Origin of the sequence: Sphingobacterium sp. UBA7038, assembly GCF_002494055.1 — a bacterium.
Taxonomy (GTDB): Bacteria; Bacteroidota; Bacteroidia; order Sphingobacteriales; family Sphingobacteriaceae; genus Sphingobacterium; species Sphingobacterium multivorum.
Genome location: NZ_DLAV01000038.1, coordinates 1 through 18,894, shown reverse-complemented (window position 1 = coordinate 18,894; position 18,894 = coordinate 1). Strand labels below are relative to the sequence as shown.

At 41.5% G+C, this 18,894-nt stretch carries 18 protein-coding genes and 2 pseudogenes; 12 read left to right on the top strand and 8 right to left on the bottom strand.

The window, feature by feature from the left end:
- Window positions 1-74: 74 nt before the first annotated feature.
- The 4 genes from tnpC to B3H30_RS21645 form a co-directional block, all read right to left on the bottom strand.
- Window positions 75-1,592 (bottom strand): IS66 family transposase, encoded by a 1,518-nt coding sequence (gene tnpC, locus B3H30_RS21660; protein WP_201639121.1) that lies wholly within the window; start codon window positions 1,590-1,592, stop codon window positions 75-77.
- Between the two features lie 49 nt (window positions 1,593-1,641).
- Complete coding sequence (tnpB, locus tag B3H30_RS21655; RefSeq protein WP_262896111.1) at window positions 1,642-1,980, bottom strand: IS66 family insertion sequence element accessory protein TnpB; 339 nt, start codon at window positions 1,978-1,980, stop codon at window positions 1,642-1,644.
- Entirely contained in the window at window positions 1,980-2,264 is a 285-nt protein-coding gene (gene tnpA / locus B3H30_RS21650; protein ID WP_236586044.1) for an IS66 family insertion sequence element accessory protein TnpA, read from the bottom strand. The genes tnpB and tnpA overlap by 1 nt, the downstream gene beginning before the upstream one ends.
- A 338-nt stretch (window positions 2,265-2,602) precedes the next feature.
- Window positions 2,603-2,938 carry a hypothetical protein gene (locus B3H30_RS21645; protein WP_070564650.1) on the bottom strand — a complete coding sequence of 112 codons (336 nt, stop codon included), beginning with the start codon at window positions 2,936-2,938 and terminating at the stop codon, window positions 2,603-2,605.
- Window positions 2,939-3,155: 217 nt separating this feature from the next.
- Between B3H30_RS21645 and B3H30_RS21640 the strand changes: the two genes are divergently transcribed.
- Window positions 3,156-3,602: a nuclear transport factor 2 family protein gene (locus tag B3H30_RS21640; RefSeq protein WP_201639618.1), complete on the top strand. Its 447-nt coding sequence runs from the start codon at window positions 3,156-3,158 to the stop codon at window positions 3,600-3,602.
- A 134-nt stretch (window positions 3,603-3,736) separates the two neighbouring features.
- Here B3H30_RS21640 and B3H30_RS21635 read toward each other — a convergent pair whose 3' ends face one another.
- Together B3H30_RS21635 and B3H30_RS21630 are read right to left on the bottom strand one after the other, a co-directional pair.
- On the bottom strand, window positions 3,737-4,801 hold the full coding sequence (locus B3H30_RS21635) for a hypothetical protein (protein WP_070564644.1): 1,065 nt from the start codon (window positions 4,799-4,801) through the stop codon (window positions 3,737-3,739).
- 215 nt (window positions 4,802-5,016) lie between these two features.
- Window positions 5,017-5,166 (bottom strand): hypothetical protein, encoded by a 150-nt coding sequence (locus B3H30_RS21630; protein ID WP_159332799.1) that lies wholly within the window; start codon window positions 5,164-5,166, stop codon window positions 5,017-5,019.
- A gap of 28 nt (window positions 5,167-5,194) precedes the next feature.
- Here B3H30_RS21630 and B3H30_RS21625 point away from each other — a divergent pair, with 28 nt between their 5' ends.
- From B3H30_RS21625 to B3H30_RS21615, 3 genes are all read left to right on the top strand, one after another.
- Window positions 5,195-5,362 (top strand): hypothetical protein, encoded by a 168-nt coding sequence (locus B3H30_RS21625; protein ID WP_175441972.1) that lies wholly within the window; start codon window positions 5,195-5,197, stop codon window positions 5,360-5,362.
- Window positions 5,363-5,463: 101 nt separating this feature from the next.
- Complete coding sequence (locus tag B3H30_RS21620) at window positions 5,464-7,146, top strand: tetratricopeptide repeat-containing sensor histidine kinase (protein WP_083295881.1); 1,683 nt, start codon at window positions 5,464-5,466, stop codon at window positions 7,144-7,146.
- Between the two features lie 14 nt (window positions 7,147-7,160).
- On the top strand, window positions 7,161-7,826 hold the full coding sequence (locus tag B3H30_RS21615; protein WP_286834851.1) for a response regulator: 666 nt from the start codon (window positions 7,161-7,163) through the stop codon (window positions 7,824-7,826).
- 252 nt (window positions 7,827-8,078) lie between these two features.
- Here the strand turns inward: B3H30_RS21615 and B3H30_RS21610 are convergent, their stop codons facing one another.
- Both B3H30_RS21610 and B3H30_RS21605 read right to left on the bottom strand, forming a co-directional pair.
- Window positions 8,079-8,567: a tetratricopeptide repeat protein gene (locus B3H30_RS21610; RefSeq protein ID WP_070564638.1), complete on the bottom strand. Its 489-nt coding sequence runs from the start codon at window positions 8,565-8,567 to the stop codon at window positions 8,079-8,081.
- Between the two features lie 206 nt (window positions 8,568-8,773).
- Window positions 8,774-9,187, bottom strand: a pseudogene (locus tag B3H30_RS21605) (DEAD/DEAH box helicase family protein); the annotation flags it as partial.
- 426 nt (window positions 9,188-9,613) lie between these two features.
- Here B3H30_RS21605 and hxlB point away from each other — a divergent pair.
- From hxlB to B3H30_RS21565, 8 genes and pseudogenes are all read left to right on the top strand, one after another.
- Window positions 9,614-10,177 (top strand): 6-phospho-3-hexuloisomerase, encoded by a 564-nt coding sequence (gene hxlB, locus B3H30_RS21600; protein ID WP_070564632.1) that lies wholly within the window; start codon window positions 9,614-9,616, stop codon window positions 10,175-10,177.
- A gap of 38 nt (window positions 10,178-10,215) precedes the next feature.
- Entirely contained in the window at window positions 10,216-10,845 is a 630-nt protein-coding gene (gene hxlA, locus B3H30_RS21595; protein WP_027374807.1) for a 3-hexulose-6-phosphate synthase, read from the top strand.
- A gap of 131 nt (window positions 10,846-10,976) precedes the next feature.
- Entirely contained in the window at window positions 10,977-12,374 is a 1,398-nt protein-coding gene (gene gndA, locus B3H30_RS21590; RefSeq protein WP_286709536.1) for an NADP-dependent phosphogluconate dehydrogenase, read from the top strand.
- Between the two features lie 11 nt (window positions 12,375-12,385).
- Window positions 12,386-13,906 carry a glucose-6-phosphate dehydrogenase gene (gene zwf / locus B3H30_RS21585; RefSeq protein ID WP_070564624.1) on the top strand — a complete coding sequence of 507 codons (1,521 nt, stop codon included), beginning with the start codon at window positions 12,386-12,388 and terminating at the stop codon, window positions 13,904-13,906.
- On the top strand, window positions 13,899-14,627 hold the full coding sequence (gene pgl / locus B3H30_RS21580) for a 6-phosphogluconolactonase (protein WP_286709538.1): 729 nt from the start codon (window positions 13,899-13,901) through the stop codon (window positions 14,625-14,627). Before zwf ends, pgl begins: the two co-directional genes overlap by 8 nt.
- A 14-nt stretch (window positions 14,628-14,641) precedes the next feature.
- Window positions 14,642-15,517 (top strand): AraC family transcriptional regulator, encoded by an 876-nt coding sequence (locus B3H30_RS21575; protein WP_034722848.1) that lies wholly within the window; start codon window positions 14,642-14,644, stop codon window positions 15,515-15,517.
- A 63-nt stretch (window positions 15,518-15,580) separates the two neighbouring features.
- Window positions 15,581-17,226, top strand: a pseudogene (gene pgi / locus B3H30_RS21570) (glucose-6-phosphate isomerase).
- Window positions 17,227-17,516: 290 nt separating this feature from the next.
- Window positions 17,517-18,668 carry an iron-containing alcohol dehydrogenase gene (locus B3H30_RS21565; RefSeq protein ID WP_070564616.1) on the top strand — a complete coding sequence of 384 codons (1,152 nt, stop codon included), beginning with the start codon at window positions 17,517-17,519 and terminating at the stop codon, window positions 18,666-18,668.
- Window positions 18,669-18,894: the final 226 nt, after the last annotated feature.

Sequence of the window (18,894 nt, the reverse complement as noted above, 5' to 3'; positions counted from 1 at the left end):
AAGTGGTTAAATCCTTGAAAAAGCAAAAAGGGGAAAAGCTGAACTGCACAGTAAGCACGTATCCGGCCTATGAACTACATATCAGTTGATTTTTTGAAGTTCTGTGGGTAAAGCTCTTTTATATTCTTGTGGTTTATTGACGCTATATTCATTAGCGTATGTTTTAACCACAGAAATGGGTTCACCTCATGCTTTTTGCAGATAGCGAAGAAAGAGTAGATCATTGCTGATCGCTGTGCTGCCTCATGGCTTCCGGCGAACAGCCAGTTTTTGCGTCCCAGAGCAACAGGGCGAATGGCATTCTCGATAAGGTTATTGTCAATCTGCAGATTCCCGTCGCGCAGATATTCCGAGAGCATGTCCCAACGTAGGTATGCATAGGCCATAGCCTTCCCGATCTGGCTTTTGGGCAGGGTGTCCTTTATTTCATCAAAGATCCATTTGCCCAGCTCGTTGATAACCGGGAGCGATTCTTTCAGCCGCAGCTCCTTGATCTTATCAGGTGATAACTTTTCTTCTTTGGCTTTTCGCTCAACTTTATAAAGTTCCTGTATCATCAGCAGTGCCTTTTGGGCCCTTGCCGGGTCATTCTTTAGGGCCTTCTCAAACTCACGGCGTGCGTGTGCCCAGCAGGCCAGATGGGTGATGTCTTTCTTTTTGCCAAACTTTTCGTAGGCCGCATACCCATCCGTCTGCAGATATCCTTTAAAGTTATCCAGCATGGATTTAAGTACATGACCACCACGGGAAGGGTTATAATCGAACAGTACCGTTTTATCCAAAGGCGAATGGTAGACCCAAAAGTACCCCTGATGGGCAGCTCCTTTTTTATCGCTGTCCAGTACTTTTATAGGGGTCTCATCAACCTGCAGATAGCCCTGAGATTTGGTATCGAAGACCATTTGTTCATATAATGGTTCCAGTTTTTCCAGGGCCTGTCTGGTCCATCCTTCGATGGTTGAGGATGGGATCTGTATGTTTTCCCTTGCGAAGATCTGTTTTTGCCGGTATAGCGGAAGGTGGTCCTGATATTTACCTACCAATATCATCGCCAGTAAGCTCGGCCCTGCAATTCCTTTATCGATGACCCGTTCAGGCAGTTCGGCGATGGATACGCCATTTCCGTTTCTAGCTGCATATTTATAACGGATGTAACGTTTGATATAGAACTTTGCAGGCTCGCACTCCAGTTCCTCGGTAATTTCCTTGCCGATACAGACCATTTTGGAAAGGTCTCCTTCAGGGTGTATCTCGATCTCGACTACAGGGAGATGGGCAGGTAATTTAGCGCGTCCTTTATGATTGGGACGTTTACGGACATACTCGATCTTTTCTTTGATTTCTTCCTGTTGCTGCTCTGCTTCAGCAGGCTCTGCATTAAAAGGGAGCATCGTCTGATCAGGATCGCCTTCAAAGCGCTCACGCTTCTGTCCGAACTGCATACGCTGAAGCATCTCCACCTGAGCTTTCAGGTAATCACGCTCCTGTGAAAGAATCTCACGCTCCTGATGGAGGAGTTCATTCTGTTTGGACATACTGGAAACCATTTTCAGAAGGTCTTCTTTTGATAGGTTTTCCAGTGCTGTTTCCATACCCTAAAGATACTCAAAAGATACCTTTATTCCTATTTTAAGTCCATTTTTAAGGTAAAGAAAAACGTCTTTTTTGAATACTTTTTACCACTTGTATCCCTTCGACCATCAGTACCAGGTCGCTCCAGGACAATTCTCCGTTTTTTACCTTCGGCGGCATGAAGGTACCCCTCTCCAGACGCTTATAATAAAGGACAAAGCCTCCTTGTTCCCAGTGCAGCAGCTTCATATGCGTACGGCTACGGTTCAGAAATACGAAAACCTCACCATTGGTAGCCTGACGACCCATCCCCGAACTGATCAGTCCACAGAGCCCGTCGAATGACTTTCTCATATCGCAAAACCCATCGTAAAGATAAAAGCGGTGCGATGACCCCAGTGCAAACATCAGTACAGACGGATCAGCTGTGATACAAGGGCAAGATCATTTTCGACCTTTATACGCACACCGTTGGGATAGATAATCTCAACATCGTTCCTTCGGGTCGCGTTGTCGATTGTGATAAAGTTCCCTCCGGTAGTGTCATTTTCTTTACTGCGCGAAAACCAATAATAAAAAGTCGCTTCCTTGATCCCATTTTCCGTGCAAAACGCTTTCTTGCTTTTTCCGCTCTGCTGCCAGTCTGCTATCATAGACAGCATACGCTCACGTTTTTCTTGAAGGTTGTTCATAACAGCAAAGCTAACCACTGAGCCGATCTAAGTCAATATGTACTTGGTAGAATGGATACGTAAGCACAGACATCATTGAGGAATCGGCAGACTATATGGTGGCTAAAGTGACCTTGAAATTTGAAAACTTCATCAAGACTGATCTGGTTACCTTGGAACGTGTGGGCAATGACTGGAAAGTATCCAGATCGATCAATTCGTATAAATAGAATTTAAATAATTAGTGGTTTGCCAGTAATAAAAGACAAACCACTAGTGAATCATATGTTTATTTATGGCCACGTCGAGAGATGTGGCTTTTTTATGATTTATCTATTTTTTTAGTTCGGTTTATTATCCTAAATAATCTCGTCAGGGATTTGACTCAACTGTGAAACTAAATAATTAATGGGGGCGGTCAATTCAGATTGGTTACAATCGTATTGATCAATAACGCCGTAGATTTCAAACGATGATATATTAAAGCCTTCTTCAATGTCATTATAGTAAATTATTTGATTTCCAAATAAGGCAACCACCCAAAAGCCCCCACTCTCATCTCCAAACGATTTTTCTTGCCACTTATGAGGAGTTACTTTGATGAGATTCCAAAGGTTTAAAGCTTTATAATCCATTGTCAGTTCTGCTTGCGAAATAAGAAGTTCTATTTTGTCAATTGATATCGGTGGCCACATGCACTAAGATAATGAAATTTTGAAATAAATTATCTCTCCCCGAATCTATAGCTTCATTGAATCGTTAATTCGAATGATAACTTTCACCTCCCCATTCCAGCCATTCACCGAGTTTTCCTGAGCGCTGGTCTAAAGTCCATAGGCTAGGGGCCTATTGTGTTGTAGTTTTGAGTCAACAAATAAGAACAAAAAACTAACAATATAAAGTAAAGACATTATGAAAGCATTAGTAAAAACATTCGCAGCAGCAGCCCTAATCGCAGTATCAACTTTCGCTATGGCAGCTGAAGGACCTGGAGCAAAAGCAACAAAAGCAAACGTTAACCTTTCTACAGCAGACTTGGCACTTGCTCACTATGTTGCGATAACTACGGAGGGCGAATCAGCAGGCGTAGAGCAGTTATTCGCAGAAGATTTCAATCAAAAGATCCAAGCTACCAATGCGCAATCTAATAGCCGTAGTGAAGTGATTAATTCCTTGAAAAAACAAAAAGGAGAAAAGCTTAACTGTATAGTAAGCACCGACATCTTAGAAGAATCAGCTGACTATATGGTAGCCAAAGTGAGGTTGAAATTTGAGAACTTCACCAAGACTGACCTAGTTACCTTGGAGCGTGTGGGCAATAATTGGAAAGTATCCAAATCAATCAATTCGTATAAATAGAATTTTACAACTGGTGGTTTGCGGCAAATAAATGACAAACCACTAGTGAATCATATGTTTAAGTTTAGTTTAATAAGCCACGTCGGAAGATGTGGCTTTTTTAGTTTGGAAATTTGCATTTGAGCAACAAAAGATTATTGTTTTTGCATAATACCATATTTCTTGTTTTGATCATCTTTGGCGTTTGTTCCTGCGTAGCTATCTAAAATCCGCATGGTGGCCGCTTTTAGGGAACGTCCGAATTCCGTGGGATGATAACCTGGTCCAGTAAAAAATTCCACCTCATGATTGATTTTTGAATACCATACTCTTCCTACATCCTTGGGACCCAGGGTATCTGGTCTCGTTATTTTCACAAATCCCTCGAGTTTGTTTTTATCTAAGCCTATCACTTGATAAGGCTGTGTCTTACTCTGACAATCTACCTCAATATATTTTTCTCCATTCCAGCACATGCACTCTTCAGGCGTCAGAAAATGTACGGTAGTCAATATTGCCAATACCAAAAGTGCTACACCTGAAAACCTCAATACAAGTTTGTTTTTTTTGAAAAATGGTTGCGGATATTTAAATCTGTCAATATCATCCTTGTTTTGCCTCCGCTCATTTGAGTCATTTTGAATGTTCAGATCGTCAATTAATTCTTCAGCTTTTTCTTCTTCCGGTTTATCCTTAAGTTCTTTGTTTTCACCCGTCAATGTGGAAATCATTGGTGAACCCTCCGATGTTGGCTCTTTATCGTCGGTAGGGATTAAAGGGGTATCTAGTTTATCAGTCAGTGATGAGCTTTTTCTTTCATCTATTGGTGATGGATCCTTCACCCCATCTGATGTTGAGGTATCATAGCTGTATCGAAATGGCCTCGGTTGATAGTCCACGAGTATTGCGAGTAGCTTCACTACTCGGTCTTCAGGATCTTGCGTAATGTTAAGTGCAAATTTCTGCAATGCCTTTAATGACCCAGTATTGTATTTCGCTATTGCTTCTTCCAAGCTCTTTTCTTTTTTATATGGATCAAAGAACTTTTGTAAAATTTCGATATCCTCGGGAGGCAAACCTTCGGATAATCTAACTAAGCAATAATCTCTTAGCTTGGCGGGCGAAGGATTAACTAATAAATCATCCAGCTCATGGTTGTTTTTCTTTGCCTCATATAGGGCAAGAACCTCTTCTTTAAATTTGGCAAATGTCGTTGGCATGGCATCAAAATTAAGCTAATTCTACACCGGAATTTACGGAATCCCGTAAGTCAATACATTCTTTATACATCGGAATTCATAGAATCTTTAGCATTTTATCGGACCTTTCGGACCTATCGGAATCATTTGATAAAAAGGGTTTTAACGGCTATAACTTTGTTCTCGAAGTCAGATGATGGATCGATTAAAATATAAACAAAGATACTAATCTGATTTCACAATGAGAAGATCTCGCGGTAGTCTTTAGCCGGTTTGGGAAGCAGCTTCTGCCTCCCGCGATTGACACTCTTACTTCCCAAAAAATTCAGAAGGCCTTCTGAAAACATTTGTAGCAATCCCGTGCATGGTGCACGGGGACTACTCATTTTTTCAACTTTTTAAATTTTTTGAATCATGTGGAGTTTAATATTATATTTTCTATTTGGAATCGGTCAACCGTCTAATTCACAACCTGGCGCAGGAACGTCAACAGTACAAACGGCAGATGCACCTCCTGTGGATCCGGGGGATAACGGGGGGGAAACGAGCACGCCAATTCCACCTCGGCCACCAAAACCATAACAAATACACAAACGGGAGGTAGCATCTAGTTACCTCCCGTTTTAAATTTATATATTGCTTTGATGGCTAATTTTAATTATTTTCGAGAAAAATGAACCATCTTGAAGCCTCTTTATATATTCCTCTCCCTGTTATTTTTTTCCTCTTGTTACAAGAAAGAAATAGATAAACAACCTTCAGCGGAAAATCCATTTTATGATATTGCATACAATTATCTCGAACAAGGTGTTTCCGATAGTGCGTTTTTAAATTTTAGTCGGGCTAAAGATATTTTCCTTGAATCTAAAGACAGTATAAATACAGGCAATTGTTTAATTATCATGGCAATTTTGCAAAAGGATCTAGGAGATTATTTTGGAGCACAGGAGACCGCCTTACAGGCCTTGAATTTTTTGAATTTCGAAAACCCCAAACATCGTATATATTTAAGTTCCGATTATAATAATTTGGGAGCCAGCACTAATAAACTTGGTGACTATAGGAAAGCAATTCTATTCTATAAAAAAGCTATTCACTTTTCAGACGACTCATTGACAACATCAGTTTATAAAAATAATTTAGCAATGAGCTATATGAATGTTAAAGAATATGATAAAGCAATTGATATTTTAGATAGTGTATTAAATGAAGTGCATGCTTTGCCAACTGAGTATGCAAGATCTTTGTCGAATATAAGCTACGTCCGATGGCGTAGAAATTCAAATTATTCAGCAGTTTCAGGTCTTTTAACAGCCCTGAAGATTAGAGAGGAAAAAAAAGATTTATGGGGCCTGAATGCAAGTCTAGCTCATTTAGCAGACTATTATGAAAGGATTAATCCAGACTCTTCCTTATTCTATGCTCGAAAACAGCTAGCCATGGCGAGACGACTTAAGAGTGGAGATGATCAGATGAAAGGCCTCTCACGAATGATAAAGGTAGGCTCGTCAGACTCAATTACCTTTTATTTTAATCAATTTGAGACAATAAGCGACAGCATCCAGCAAGCCCGCGCCGCCGCCAAAAACCAGTTCGCCCTAATCCGCTACGAAGTTGAAAAAAATAAAGCCGATAACCTGCGGCTGGAAAAAGAAAATGCCGAAAAGCAGAACCGTCTTATACGACAACGCGCGATTACAGGTGCAAGTATTTTTTTACTCCTATTAGCTGTTGGTGGAGGAACGCTTTGGTACAAACGACGCAAGCAACGTCTAGAACTCGAAGCACAGAACCGCGTCAAAGAGACGCAGTTGCATCTTTCTAAAAAGATCCACGATGTCGTGGCCAATGGCATCTACCGGGTGATGTCGGAAATCGAACATGGCGATGAAGTGAATCGCGATGACGTACTCGATAAACTGGAAAATATGTACCACCAGTCGCGCGATATCTCGCACGATGTCGAACAGGAAACGATCACAGAGATACCTTATAACGAGCAACTGGCCAGCTTACTCAAATCCTTTGCTGCTGACCATCGGAAGATATTAATCGCCGGTAATGATGCCGAACAGTGGGACGATATTAGCAAACGTATTAAAGATGAAGTGAAGCATGTGCTTCAGGAGCTGATGGTCAATATGAAGAAACATAGTCAGGCCGAACAGGTCGTCATACGTTTTGACATAACAGACCAACAGCTTAACATATTCTATAAGGATAATGGTATAGGAATCCCACAAGAAAAACCGAAAGGAAAAGGGTTATCGAATACGGTTTCCCGTATTGAAAGCTTCGGTGGTGAAATTACCTTTGTGAATGAACCGGGAAAAGGGCTCAATATCACGACCACTATCCCATTATAAAAAGACAATAATGTATGTTTAAGAAAGTACTGATTGCCGAAGACCACGAGATAGCCAACATTTCTGTGCAGAAAACCCTGCACGACCTCGGTATTCACAATACCAAATACGTTTATTACTGTGACCATGCGTTGACCTGGATTAAAAATGCGATCCGCGATGGCGAACCATATGACCTACTCATTACGGATATCGAATTCGAAGATGATGATAGTCCGCAGGAGATAAAGGATGGCCTTTCACTGATCAAAGCTGTCAAGATTGTACAACCAGACATTAAGGTTATTGTCCTGACGGCCAAGGACCGTTCGTCCCTGATCAATGATATGTTCAAGAATAACGAGATTGATGGCCTTGTTCGCAAAGCGCGCCGCGATGGCCAACATCTGCGCGAGGCATTGCAAGCTGTTGATCAGAACCGCACGTACCAATCACCCGACAGTAAAAAATTTATTCAGGAGCAGAACTCGCACGAGTTTACGCAGTTTGACCTGCATATCATTAAACTCCTGTATGAAGGCGTGTCCCAAAAAGAAATGCCCGAATATCTCCAGAAGCGTGATATCCGCCCGTCGAGTCTGAGTAGTATCGAGAAAAGGCTCAACCTCATGAAAGATGTACTAGGTTTTATCAAAAATGAACAGCTTGTTGCACACTGCAAGGAATTAGGTTTTATATAAATAATCTTTGATATCGGATTACGGTTTTCCGTAAAGAATCTTGGGGGTATCGTGCTACTTTTGTGAAAGCAAGGTAAATAACGAGGTTGGGTTACTTGCCGAAAATACGATATCTGATGCATTCAAGATATTTAGTGCCATATTTTAACCAATAAGATGATGAGAAAGGGCTATCCACCGATAGCCCTTATTTGTTTTTATGATCATATATAACAGCCGACTTATAAGAGATCCAGCTAAATGCTCGATCATTTAATCAGCCTGATTGGAAAACGTATTGATTGTGTTTAACGAATAGTAAGCGATTCCATTATCCGGATATTCTTCCAAAATTTCTTCGTATAGCGCTTTTGCTTTTTCGGCTTGCCCGGTCTGCGAATAACAGAATGCAATATTACAGAGCGCCATTTCCCGATAGCTCATTTTTGAAGCGCTAAACATGGTAACTGCCCGATATTTATCTAACCATTTCTTTTTTGTAAAGAAATCGACACTCTGTTTAAAATATTCAATCGCACCGTTAAACTCATTTTGTTTGACTGCTTTCATTCCCTTTTTGTGGCTCTTTGGAATGAGCTGTTGCAATGCTGTTATTAAAATGAAAAAAAGAACTGAGGCGACGATCATGCCCTCAAGTTGGAATAAGAATAAGGAAGCTACCATCAGGACCATCCAGAACACAATAAGGATTAAAACAGCTGGCCAGGACACTGACCTTACAATAGGAACATTTGCACTCATATAGATTAATAAATTGCTGGTTGTAATTTTTCTAAAAGGTATCAAAATTTCTTAAAAAATCCTCTTTCAGTATGTCGATGACGTTAAGTTTTAAAGCGGTATTTATCGTATCGAAAAGGTCTGGCAAATACGGTTTCCCGTATTGAAAGTCTCGGCGGCGAAATTACCTTTGTCAATGAACTGGGGAAGGGACTTGATTATGATGCTCCAAATCCATAAATGGACGAAACCGATGCGACAACAATAGTATCCCTGCGTTCAATAAGGGATTTTGTGGTGGAAAGGCGGAGTATTTCCAAATGTTCGTTAATGGAAGAATCTTTTTCAACGAAACGGTCACTGCCGGGCAGATACATCTCAGGCTGAAAATAATCATAATATGAGACGAAAAACTCAACAGCATTCTCTGGAAAAAATTGCTTCATTTCATCATATAGCTGAGCAGTCAAGGTCTTGTTAAGTGCAAGAATCAAGGTCGGACGCTTTAGCTGGTGGATAATGTTTGCCATTGTAAAGGTCTTTCCTGAACCTGTGATACCTTTGAGTGTCTGGTGGGTAGCTCCAGATTCAATTCCCGAAACAAGTCTTGCGATAGCATCCGGCTGGTCTCCTGCGGGAATATACTATGAGTGTAATATAAAAAGGCCTTTTGACATAAGTTTCCTGTTAGTTGGTTGTAACACAAATATAATTAAAAAACTGATTCACGGTTTGCCGGTGTTCCGGGAAAATCAATGTTTCATTGATCCGTAAACTAAAGCTCTGGAATTTAATGTTTGACTACTAGACATAAAATAGTTTGGTAAGACCATAATGTGCGTCGGACTGTTATTGATCAGGCACAGTTATCTTTTTTCTGAGTTCAGCGACACCACTCCCTATACAATACAGTATTATTAAAATATAACCCGCTCTTTTACAGTGGTCAAGAAGGTCGCAAATGTATATTATATAATGTTATATGTATAATATCATGCGTCTCAGGCAACATACCTTTGTATTATCAAATCAGAAGATCTGATGATAAAATATCCTTACTACAGAAAATGGAAGAGAATAGTTCAATAAATAATTTAAATATAATCCTGGATGAAATTAAAGCGATTTCATCAGTGCTGAATCCGGTATCGCTACAGACACTGGAGGACAATTTAAAGAAAGCGGACCGTATATTTTTTGCAGGTGCCGGACGTACAGGCTTAGCACTGAAGATGGCTGCCATGAGATTTATGCATCTAGGCTTAAATGTATATGTTGTGGGTGAAACAACTACGCCCGCAATCTTAGAGAACGATCTTCTGCTGGTAGGCTCCGGTTCTGGAAGCACGCCGACACTTGTAATCGCCGCTGAAAAGGCAAAAAAACAACATGCAACTGTAATAGGCATTACAGCGGATTCGAATAGCAAAATTGCTAGCCTTTCAGACCATGTGGTGCTTGTTAATGCGGCGGTGAAGACGGACTTTGGAGAATCAGCGTCCCGTCAGTATGCTGGAAGTCTCTTTGAACAGTCTGTCCTTTGGGTCCTTGATGCTGTATTTATGACACTGTGGAGAGATTCAGGCCTGACAAAAGAGGAGCTCTGGCCGAAACATGCCAATCTTGAATAACGAGAAATACAATTAAATAAATATTAAAATTTTATATTATGACTAAGTTACAAGTAGCGATTGACTTATTGACTACAGAAGCAGCCCTTGATTTGGCTGCAAAAGTATCACCTTATGTGGATATCATCGAGCTGGGAACACCTTTAATCAAAGCTGAAGGTCTAAAAGTGATCACCGCAATGAAATCCGCGCATCCTGATAAATTGGTCTTTGCGGATCTGAAAACAGCTGATACAGGTGCATTAGAAGCAGAAATGGCATTCAATGCAGGTGCGGATCTGGTAACCGTAATGGGTGCTGTTGATGATTCCACGATCAAAGGTGCAGTAGAAGCTGCAAAAAAAGCCGGTAAACAAGTAGTAGTTGATACGATCGGCGTAAAAGACCGTGTACAACGTGCCAAAGAAGTTACAGCCTTTGGTGTGGCATTTGTTGAGTTGCATGCCGGCCTTGATGAACAGGCTCAGCCGGGTTATAACGTGCAAAAACTTATCGGTGAGGGCCGTGAGGCACAGGTTCCTTTTTCGATTGCCGGTGGTGTAAATCTTGACACGATTAAAGATGTCGTGGCTGCTGGTGCAGCAGTAGCTGTTGCCGGAGGAGCCATCTATGGTGCCCAGGATCCAGCTGCAGCAGCTAAAGCCCTGAAAGAAGCCATCACAGCATAAATCAGAAAGTCGGACTATCCTTCGAAGTCTTCTCTGTACTAACAGGGAAGACTTTATACTGCAAATCTAATCTGCTCAATTTTTAACTGTAGTGAAGAATGATATAAATAGAATATTTAAAGATTTAGAAAATGAAGACATATAATTTTGGTATAGTAGGCCTGGGTGTGATGGGCCGAAATTTATTGCTCAATATGGCGGATCATGGATTTGCTGTGGCCGGGCTGGATATGGATCAGGAGAAGGCCGGTTCATTGCAGAATGAAGCACAGAAAGACCATCAGATTTTTGCAACCGTTGATCCGGAATCCTTTGTTAAATCTCTGGAAAGCCCGAGAGCAATAATGCTCCTTGTTCCTGCGGGTTCTGCTGTTGACGGGGCAATAGGAACTTTACTTCCCTTGCTGGATGAGGGCGATATAATAATCGATGGGGGCAATACCTATTTTTCTGATACCGACAGGAGGTATCAGGAGCTTTCGTCAAAGGGAATCCACTTTTTTGGTATGGGAATCTCAGGTGGTGAGAGCGGGGCCAGAAGGGGGCCGAGTATGATGCCCGGAGGTGATAAGGTAGCTTATGAGCGATTACGCCCCATTTTTGAAGCAATTGCTGCAAAAGTTGATGATGCACCATGCGTTGAATTTTTGGGTAACGGCTCAGCGGGCAACTATGTGAAGATGGTTCATAACGGTATAGAATATGGAATTATGCAGCTTATTGCAGAGACCTATGATATAATGAAGAATGTCTATCATCTGGAGCATGAAGTGATACAGGAATCATTTGAACAGTGGAATAGGGAAGAACTGAATTCCTTTCTCATTGAAATTACCGGAGCTATTCTAAAGCGAAAAGAAGAGAATACTTTCCTGGTGGATCTGATTTCAGACTGGGCTAAATCCAAAGGGACAGGTAAATGGACATCTCAAAATGCAATGGATCTTCAGGTACCCGTGCCTGTGATCGACGCTGCTGTCAATATGCGGGACATGTCCAAATATAAATTGGAAAGGATTAAGGCATCGAAACTGCTGACCTGGCAAAATGCGTCAAAAGTTGATCCTGTTGATCTAGAACATCTGAAGGCCGGTCTTTATTTCGCCATTATTAGCACATACGCACAGGGGCTTGCCCAGCTTAGGATGGCATCTGATACCTATGGTTATGGACTGAATCTGGAGACCGTGTGTAAAATCTGGCGCGGGGGATGTATCATCCGTGCGACACTTCTGGAAGACTTCCGAAAGGCGTTCGCTTTACAGCCGGATCTTGCAAATATTCTGCTTGACAGGGAGATTGCTGCCAAGTTAAATGCATCACAGGCAGGTATCCGGTCCATCATTCGGGATGCCATTCAGAATGGTACACCTGTTTCGGCATGGATGAATGCACTGTCATATTTCGATGCTTACCGTGCAGAAAATTTGCCTACGAACCTTATTCAGGCACAACGGGATTTTTTTGGAGCGCATACTTATGAAAGAACTGATAAGGAAGGCGTATACCATACCCGTTGGGAATCTTAAAATTAAATAAAATGAAAAATAATGATAAAAAGCCAACCTCTATCGTAGTTTTTGGGGCAACAGGAGATTTGGCGAAAAGAAAATTATTTCCTGCATTTTTCAATCTGTTCCTGGAGGGTTGGTTTCCCGAGGAATTTGAAGTTCTTTCACTGGGAAGAACGGAACAGACACAGGAAGAATTCAGGAATTATATCCTTGAAAATATCAGGACATTTTCAAGAATCCAAAAATTCTCCCAGGAACAATGGAATAATTTCAGTGAGAAAATTAAATTTATCAGATTTGATATAACACAGGAGGAATCTTTTATCCGGTTGAAAAATGAACTTGATACCATTGATGTAAACTTGGGGATCAGATCCAACCGTCTGTTTTACCTTTCGGTAGCACCCAGTTTTATTGAAACGGTATCGAATAGCTTAAAAAATGCAGGTCTTACCGAGAATGTTGATCAGGACAGGATGATCATTGAAAAACCTTTTGGCTATGATAAGGCTTCGGCCGTAGCACTCAATAAGCTCCTTTCGCAGACTTTTAAGGAAGTGCAGATCTACCGAATCGATCATTACCTTGGAAAGGAGAATGTACAGAATATCCTGGCTTTCCGTTTTGGAAATACCATTTTTGAACCATTGTGGAATAATAATTATATCGATTCTGTACAGATTACCGTTGCGGAGACTGTCGGCGTTGAAGACCGGGGCGGATACTATGATGGGTCGGGTGCTCTCCGTGATATGATCCAGAACCATTTGATGCAGATTCTCTGCATGATTGCCATGGAAGCTCCCGCTGCATTTGAATCGTCAGAGATCAGGGACCGTAAAGTAGATGTGCTCAAAAGTGTCAGAAGGATGAATCTTGAGGATATCGGACATTATACGGTAAGAGCACAGTATATCGAGGGAGAGATTGACGGTAAAAAGAAACCTGGCTATTTGGAAGAACCCGGAGTGAATCCAAACTCAAATACCGAAACATATGTTGCGATGAAGTTTTACATTGACAATGAACGCTGGCGCGGGGTACCGTTCTATATGCGGACGGGCAAGCGCATGCAGGAAAAAAAATCTTCCATCGTGATCAGTTTCAAAGACGTCCCGTGCACGACATTTCGAGATGATCTGAATATTCTGTTCCCCAATAAACTGGTGATCAATATCCAGCCAGAAATGGACGTCAGGCTGTCGTTCATGACCAAAAAACCAGGTCTGGACATGAAGCTGAAACCGGCTGAAATGGTATTCGACTATTTTGAATGTTCATCGGAAACTCCTGAAGCTTATGAAACCTTACTCTTGGATGCTCTTGACGGGGATTCTACTCTTTTTATGCGTTCGGATCAGGTGGAGGAGGCCTGGGATGTTATCTCTAATATTCAGGCCGCCTGGGAAAGCGGAAATTCGCCAAAGATGGACACGTATGCTGCTGGAAGTGCGGGGCCTGCAGCTGCAGATGATTTATTGAAGAGACAGGGGCATCACTGGTTATCTACTTCTGCCGAAAAATTTAAAAAGGAACAAGATGCTTAATATATTTGCGACCACAGAAGAAATTTTCAAAGAAGCTGCAGCGGTTTTTATCAGTTCTGCAAATGAAGCGATTAGGCAGAAAGGATATTTTGCTGTTGCACTGACGGGCGGATCTTCACCGGAAGGCCTGTATAGGTTATTATCGGAAGATCAGTATAAAAACCAGATCGACTGGACCAAAGTACTGATCTTCTGGGGAGATGAAAGGTGGGTGCCACTTGACAATGACCTGAGCAATGCCAGGATGTCCTATGAGCAGCTCTTGGACAGAGTGCCTGTTCGGCCGGTCAATGTCTTTCCCATGTACCGGGACGGTATAACAGCAGAGGATTTTGCTGCTGTATATAATGTATTATTAAAAGAAATGCTGGGAAGTGATGGCAGAATGGATCTCATCCTTCTTGGAATGGGACAAGATGGGCATACTGCCTCGTTGTTTCCGGGAACCGAGGCGTTGGATGAAACAGAAAATTGGGTCACTGCGTATTATCTGGAACAGCAGCAGATGTACAGGATTACACTGACGGCCCCTTTTCTTAACAGGGCACGAAAACTACTCGTGATCTCTTTTGGAGAAACGAAGGCGGAAGCTCTCAAAGAGGTTATCGAGGGACCTTATAACCCCAGAATATACCCGGCACAATTGCTTGCGCCATCTCAGGGAGAATTATTATTTTTGGTAGACAAAAAAGCAGCAAAATATTTGCACGGCACTATTTAATATAAAAAATAAATATGATCACACATCATCTGAAAGATATTCAGCATAATTCTGAAAGGGCAATCACGCCCTTTCATATTTTTGAATTGGACAGGAATGCGCTGGAGGAATATAGGGAACCGCATACAAAAGACCATTTTTGTCTATTATTTGTTAAAAAAGGCAAAATGAAAATGCAGGTAGAGGACCGTCGGTACGATGTGACGGAAAATAACATCTGTGTTATATTTCCTGGACAGCTATCATCAAAAGAACAGATCAGCAGCAACTTTGAGGGCAAGATGATCCTGTTTGATGAAGTGCTGTTCTGTTCGGATATCCTTAAAAATGAGCTGAGTATTTACAATCACAACATTTCTGTCAAACTCAATCATATTGAACTGCCCGTAGCGGAGACCAAGGAAGTAGAGTTGCTGTTGGATCAGATAGAAAAACTATACCATGACCTAACATCGGTAAAGAAAGAACAGGCACGGTTTTACATCAAGATAACGTTACTTAAGCTGGTCGAGTTTGTCCACACGAAGTGGGACAAGAATAAACTGACCAATGAAAATACAAAACTCTATGGGAAATTTTTAGAATTACTGGAGCGGTATTACAAGACAGAACGTACAGTAAGCTGGTATGCGGAAAAATTGCTGATTTCACCCAAAAAATTAAATGAGATCACCAAGAAAACCGCGGGGCTGACCTCGATCGAAACCATCCACGCAAGGATCATGAATGAGATCAAGCAGCTGTTGCTGCTCTCCAGCTATTCCCATAAAGAAATTGCTTTCGAACTTGGCTTCAACTCACCCGCTGCACTTAATAAGTTTGTTAAGGCTAAGCTTGATGAAACACCCACGGACCTGCAGCAGCAATTGGCGCAAATGTATAAGACATAGGTATAAGTTGGTTGCGTGACCGCCGGAGAATTGAACGAGGTTTGTAACATAAATCTTAAACATATGTTACCAACGGTTAATTTAAAAGATACAGCGGCTTTTCAGAAGCTTACGGCACATTTCCAGATGATAAAAGATGTGCAGATCCGCAATTTGTTTATAGAAGATCCCCATCGCTTCTCCACGTTTTCAGTGCAATGGGGCGATGTACTGTTTGATTATTCAAAAAACAGAATTACTGGAGAGACGCTGAACCTTTTGCTGGAGCTGGCAAAAGAGGTGAAACTAGACCAGGCGATTGATAAAATGTTCGCTGGAGACAAGATCAATGCAACGGAGGGCAGGCCTGTTCTGCATACAGCACTGCGCCAGCCAAAAAATGCGGTAATTACTGTTGATGGAGTGAATATCATACCCCAGGTTCATGAAGTACTGGACCAGATGAAAAATTTCACACAGGATGTACTTTCGGGAAGCTGGACCGGATATACGGGAAAGGCGATAACTGATGTTGTCAATATCGGGATCGGTGGGTCAGATCTCGGCCCCGTCATGGTAACGGAGGCTTTAAAAGCATATAAAACGCCTCTGAATCTGCATTTTGTATCGAATGTCGATGGTACGCACATTTCTGAGGTCTTTAAGCATGTTAATCCTGAAACTACACTTTTTCTTATTGCTTCCAAAACATTTACCACCCAGGAAACGATGGCCAATGCCCATAGTGCGCGTTCTTGGCTGCTTGAGGCGGGGGCTGAAATAAAAGATATCGAAAAACATTTTGTTGCGCTGAGTACGAATGAAGCTGAGGTGGAAAAGTTCGGAATCAATACGCGTAATATGTTTGTGTTCTGGGACTGGGTAGGGGGCAGATATTCATTATGGTCCTCAATAGGACTATCCATCAGTCTTGGAATAGGATATGATAATTTCCAGGCGTTATTGGAGGGTGCCCATGAGGCCGACGAGCATTTTCAGCATGTTCCCTTTGAAAAGAACATTCCGGTAATCATGGCTCTTTTGGGGATCTGGTATATCAATTTTTATGGTGCTGAGACCTTGGGTATTTTTGCGTATGATCAATACCTGCACCGTTTTGCGGCCTATTTTCAACAGGGGGATATGGAGAGCAATGGTAAATATATCGACCGTAACGGTCATGTAGTTGATTATCAGACAGGACCTATAGTCTGGGGCGAACCTGGTACCAATGGACAACATGCGTTTTATCAGTTACTTCATCAGGGGACTAAGCTGATACCTTCGGATTTCATCGCGCCTGCTCAGAGTTTAAATCCGCTGGGAGAACATCATAAAATACTATTGTCCAATTTTTTTGCGCAGACCGAAGCACTGATGAACGGAAAGTCAGCGGAGGAAGTGATAACCGAATTGCAGGGATCAGGAAAATCGGCTGATGAAATCGAGCAGCAGCGTAAATACAAGTATTTCAGGGAAACCGTCCGACAAATTCATTTTTGCTGAAAAAGATAACGCCAAAATCATTGGGTAAACTGATCGCTCTTTATGAACATAAAATTTTTGCGCAAGGGGTCATCTGGAACATTTTCAGCTTTGATCAATGGGGTGTTGAACTTGGTAAACAATTAGCTAATGCTATCTTACCTGAACTTCAGGAGGATCACCAGGTTCAGGGCCACGACTCATCTACCAATGGGTTGATCAATCAATATAAGTCCTGGCGCTGATTCAGGATAGGTTTTACTCCGAGTATAAAAAGCAGAAGTAATAAACTTCTGCTTTTTATACTTGATACAGTACGCTATATGCTGTATGTCAGTGATTAAATGTATAAAAATGAATGTTGTGCTCAGTGTAAAGTATTTGATTTTGAATAGAATAACGGTTGTTTTCTGCCTTTTTGTTTTAATTTCAGTTGTTTATTCATAAGGGAGCAAATGTATATCATATAATATTCAATGTATAACATCAGCGTCTGTCATTGCAGTACTTTTGTATAAGAAATTTAAAATAAAATATGAGCAAATTATTTGTTGCCAGCGAAGTATTTCACGGAGCTGGAAGTTTATCAGAATTAAAGAACCTTTCAGGAAAGAAAGCGATCATTGTAACTGGTGGACAATCAATGAAAAGAAGTGGGACCTTAGATAGAGCACTTTCCTATTTAAACGAAGCAGGACTTGAAACTGCTGTTTTTGACGGTGTTGAAGAAGATCCGTCTTCGGAAACAAGTCTTAAGGGAGCTGCAGTGATGCGTGATTTTGAACCGGACTGGATTGTTGGTCTTGGGGGCTGTTCTGCAATCGATGCGGCAAAAATGATGTGGGTCTTCTATGAATATCCCGATGCCGATTTTGAGGCAATGACAAAACCTTTCACTGTTCCGACATTACGCCAGAAGGCTAAATTTGTAGCGATCCCTTCTACAAGTGGTACCGGAACAGAAACAACAGGTCTGGCGGTTATCACTGATAGAGAAAAAGGGGTGAAGTATCCGATCGTTTCTTACGAGCTAACTCCGGATATTGCAATTGTAGATGGAGAAATATGTGCTTCAATGCCGGCTCACATCACATCAAATACGGGGCTGGATGCTTTGACACATTGTGTGGAAGCCTATGTGTCGAATATTGAAGACAACTATGCAGATGTACTGGCAAAAGGAGGTCTGGAAATTGTTTTTCAGAATCTGGAAGAAGCGGTGAATAATCCGGGCAATATCAAGGCTCGTCAAAACATGCACGATGCTTCATTTATGGGAGGTTTAGCTTTTAATAATGCATGGTTGGGTATTGTACACTCATTATCGCATCAAGTTGGTGCCCTTTATGGTATTCCCCATGGTGCAGCCAACGCGATATTCCTTCCAAATGTGATCCGTTACAATCAGACAGCAACAAACAGATACCCTGATCTGGCCAAAATTGTTGGCAGGACATCAGCAGAGGAGCTGGCTCAGGAAATTGAGAAACTTAGAGCGTCCGTCAACAACATAGGTTCACTTAAAGCATTCGGTATTTCCCGTGAAGACTGGGAGAAAAATCTGGATTTCATCAGCAAAAATGCTTTAGAAGATCCATGTACAGGTTTCAATCCGCGTAAACCGACTTTACAGGACCTAAAAGATCTTTACAATGCTTCTTTTGAAGGCAATATCTATCAGAATTAGACCAGTTTGATGAAGAAAGTGGTTTACCCTTTAATTTAGGGTGGATCACTTTCCTCCGTTTGGTATTTTGGAACTATATTTATTAAATTGGAATCGGAAATTCTTATTTTGAATTCATATGTGTCCTAAATAAATTTTAGGATTCGATTTCTGTGGTACAAGCATAGCTTTTTTCATCATTTCGATATTGACCCCTATTTTTCAATCTGAGAAGATCTTTAGCTGT

Coding starts and splice junctions, on each gene's coding strand:
- gndA (WP_286709536.1), top strand. CDS start 10,977: ATGAAGACATATAATTTTGGTATAGTAGGCCTGGGTGTGATGGGCCGA.
- B3H30_RS21635 (WP_070564644.1), bottom strand. CDS start 4,801: ATGCCAACGACATTTGCCAAATTTAAAGAAGAGGTTCTTGCCCTATAT.
- B3H30_RS21625 (WP_175441972.1), top strand. CDS start 5,195: ATGTGGAGTTTAATATTATATTTTCTATTTGGAATCGGTCAACCGTCT.
- tnpA (WP_236586044.1), bottom strand. CDS start 2,264: ATGAACAACCTTCAAGAAAAACGTGAGCGTATGCTGTCTATGATAGCA.
- hxlB (WP_070564632.1), top strand. CDS start 9,614: ATGGAAGAGAATAGTTCAATAAATAATTTAAATATAATCCTGGATGAA.
- B3H30_RS21645 (WP_070564650.1), bottom strand. CDS start 2,938: ATGTGGCCACCGATATCAATTGACAAAATAGAACTTCTTATTTCGCAA.
- tnpC (WP_201639121.1), bottom strand. CDS start 1,592: ATGGAAACAGCACTGGAAAACCTATCAAAAGAAGACCTTCTGAAAATG.
- B3H30_RS21610 (WP_070564638.1), bottom strand. CDS start 8,567: ATGAGTGCAAATGTTCCTATTGTAAGGTCAGTGTCCTGGCCAGCTGTT.
- B3H30_RS21565 (WP_070564616.1), top strand. CDS start 17,517: ATGAGCAAATTATTTGTTGCCAGCGAAGTATTTCACGGAGCTGGAAGT.
- zwf (WP_070564624.1), top strand. CDS start 12,386: ATGAAAAATAATGATAAAAAGCCAACCTCTATCGTAGTTTTTGGGGCA.
- B3H30_RS21640 (WP_201639618.1), top strand. CDS start 3,156: ATGAAAGCATTAGTAAAAACATTCGCAGCAGCAGCCCTAATCGCAGTA.
- tnpB (WP_262896111.1), bottom strand. CDS start 1,980: ATGTTTGCACTGGGGTCATCGCACCGCTTTTATCTTTACGATGGGTTT.
- B3H30_RS21630 (WP_159332799.1), bottom strand. CDS start 5,166: ATGAGTAGTCCCCGTGCACCATGCACGGGATTGCTACAAATGTTTTCA.
- B3H30_RS21615 (WP_286834851.1), top strand. CDS start 7,161: ATGTTTAAGAAAGTACTGATTGCCGAAGACCACGAGATAGCCAACATT.
- pgl (WP_286709538.1), top strand. CDS start 13,899: ATGCTTAATATATTTGCGACCACAGAAGAAATTTTCAAAGAAGCTGCA.
- hxlA (WP_027374807.1), top strand. CDS start 10,216: ATGACTAAGTTACAAGTAGCGATTGACTTATTGACTACAGAAGCAGCC.
- B3H30_RS21575 (WP_034722848.1), top strand. CDS start 14,642: ATGATCACACATCATCTGAAAGATATTCAGCATAATTCTGAAAGGGCA.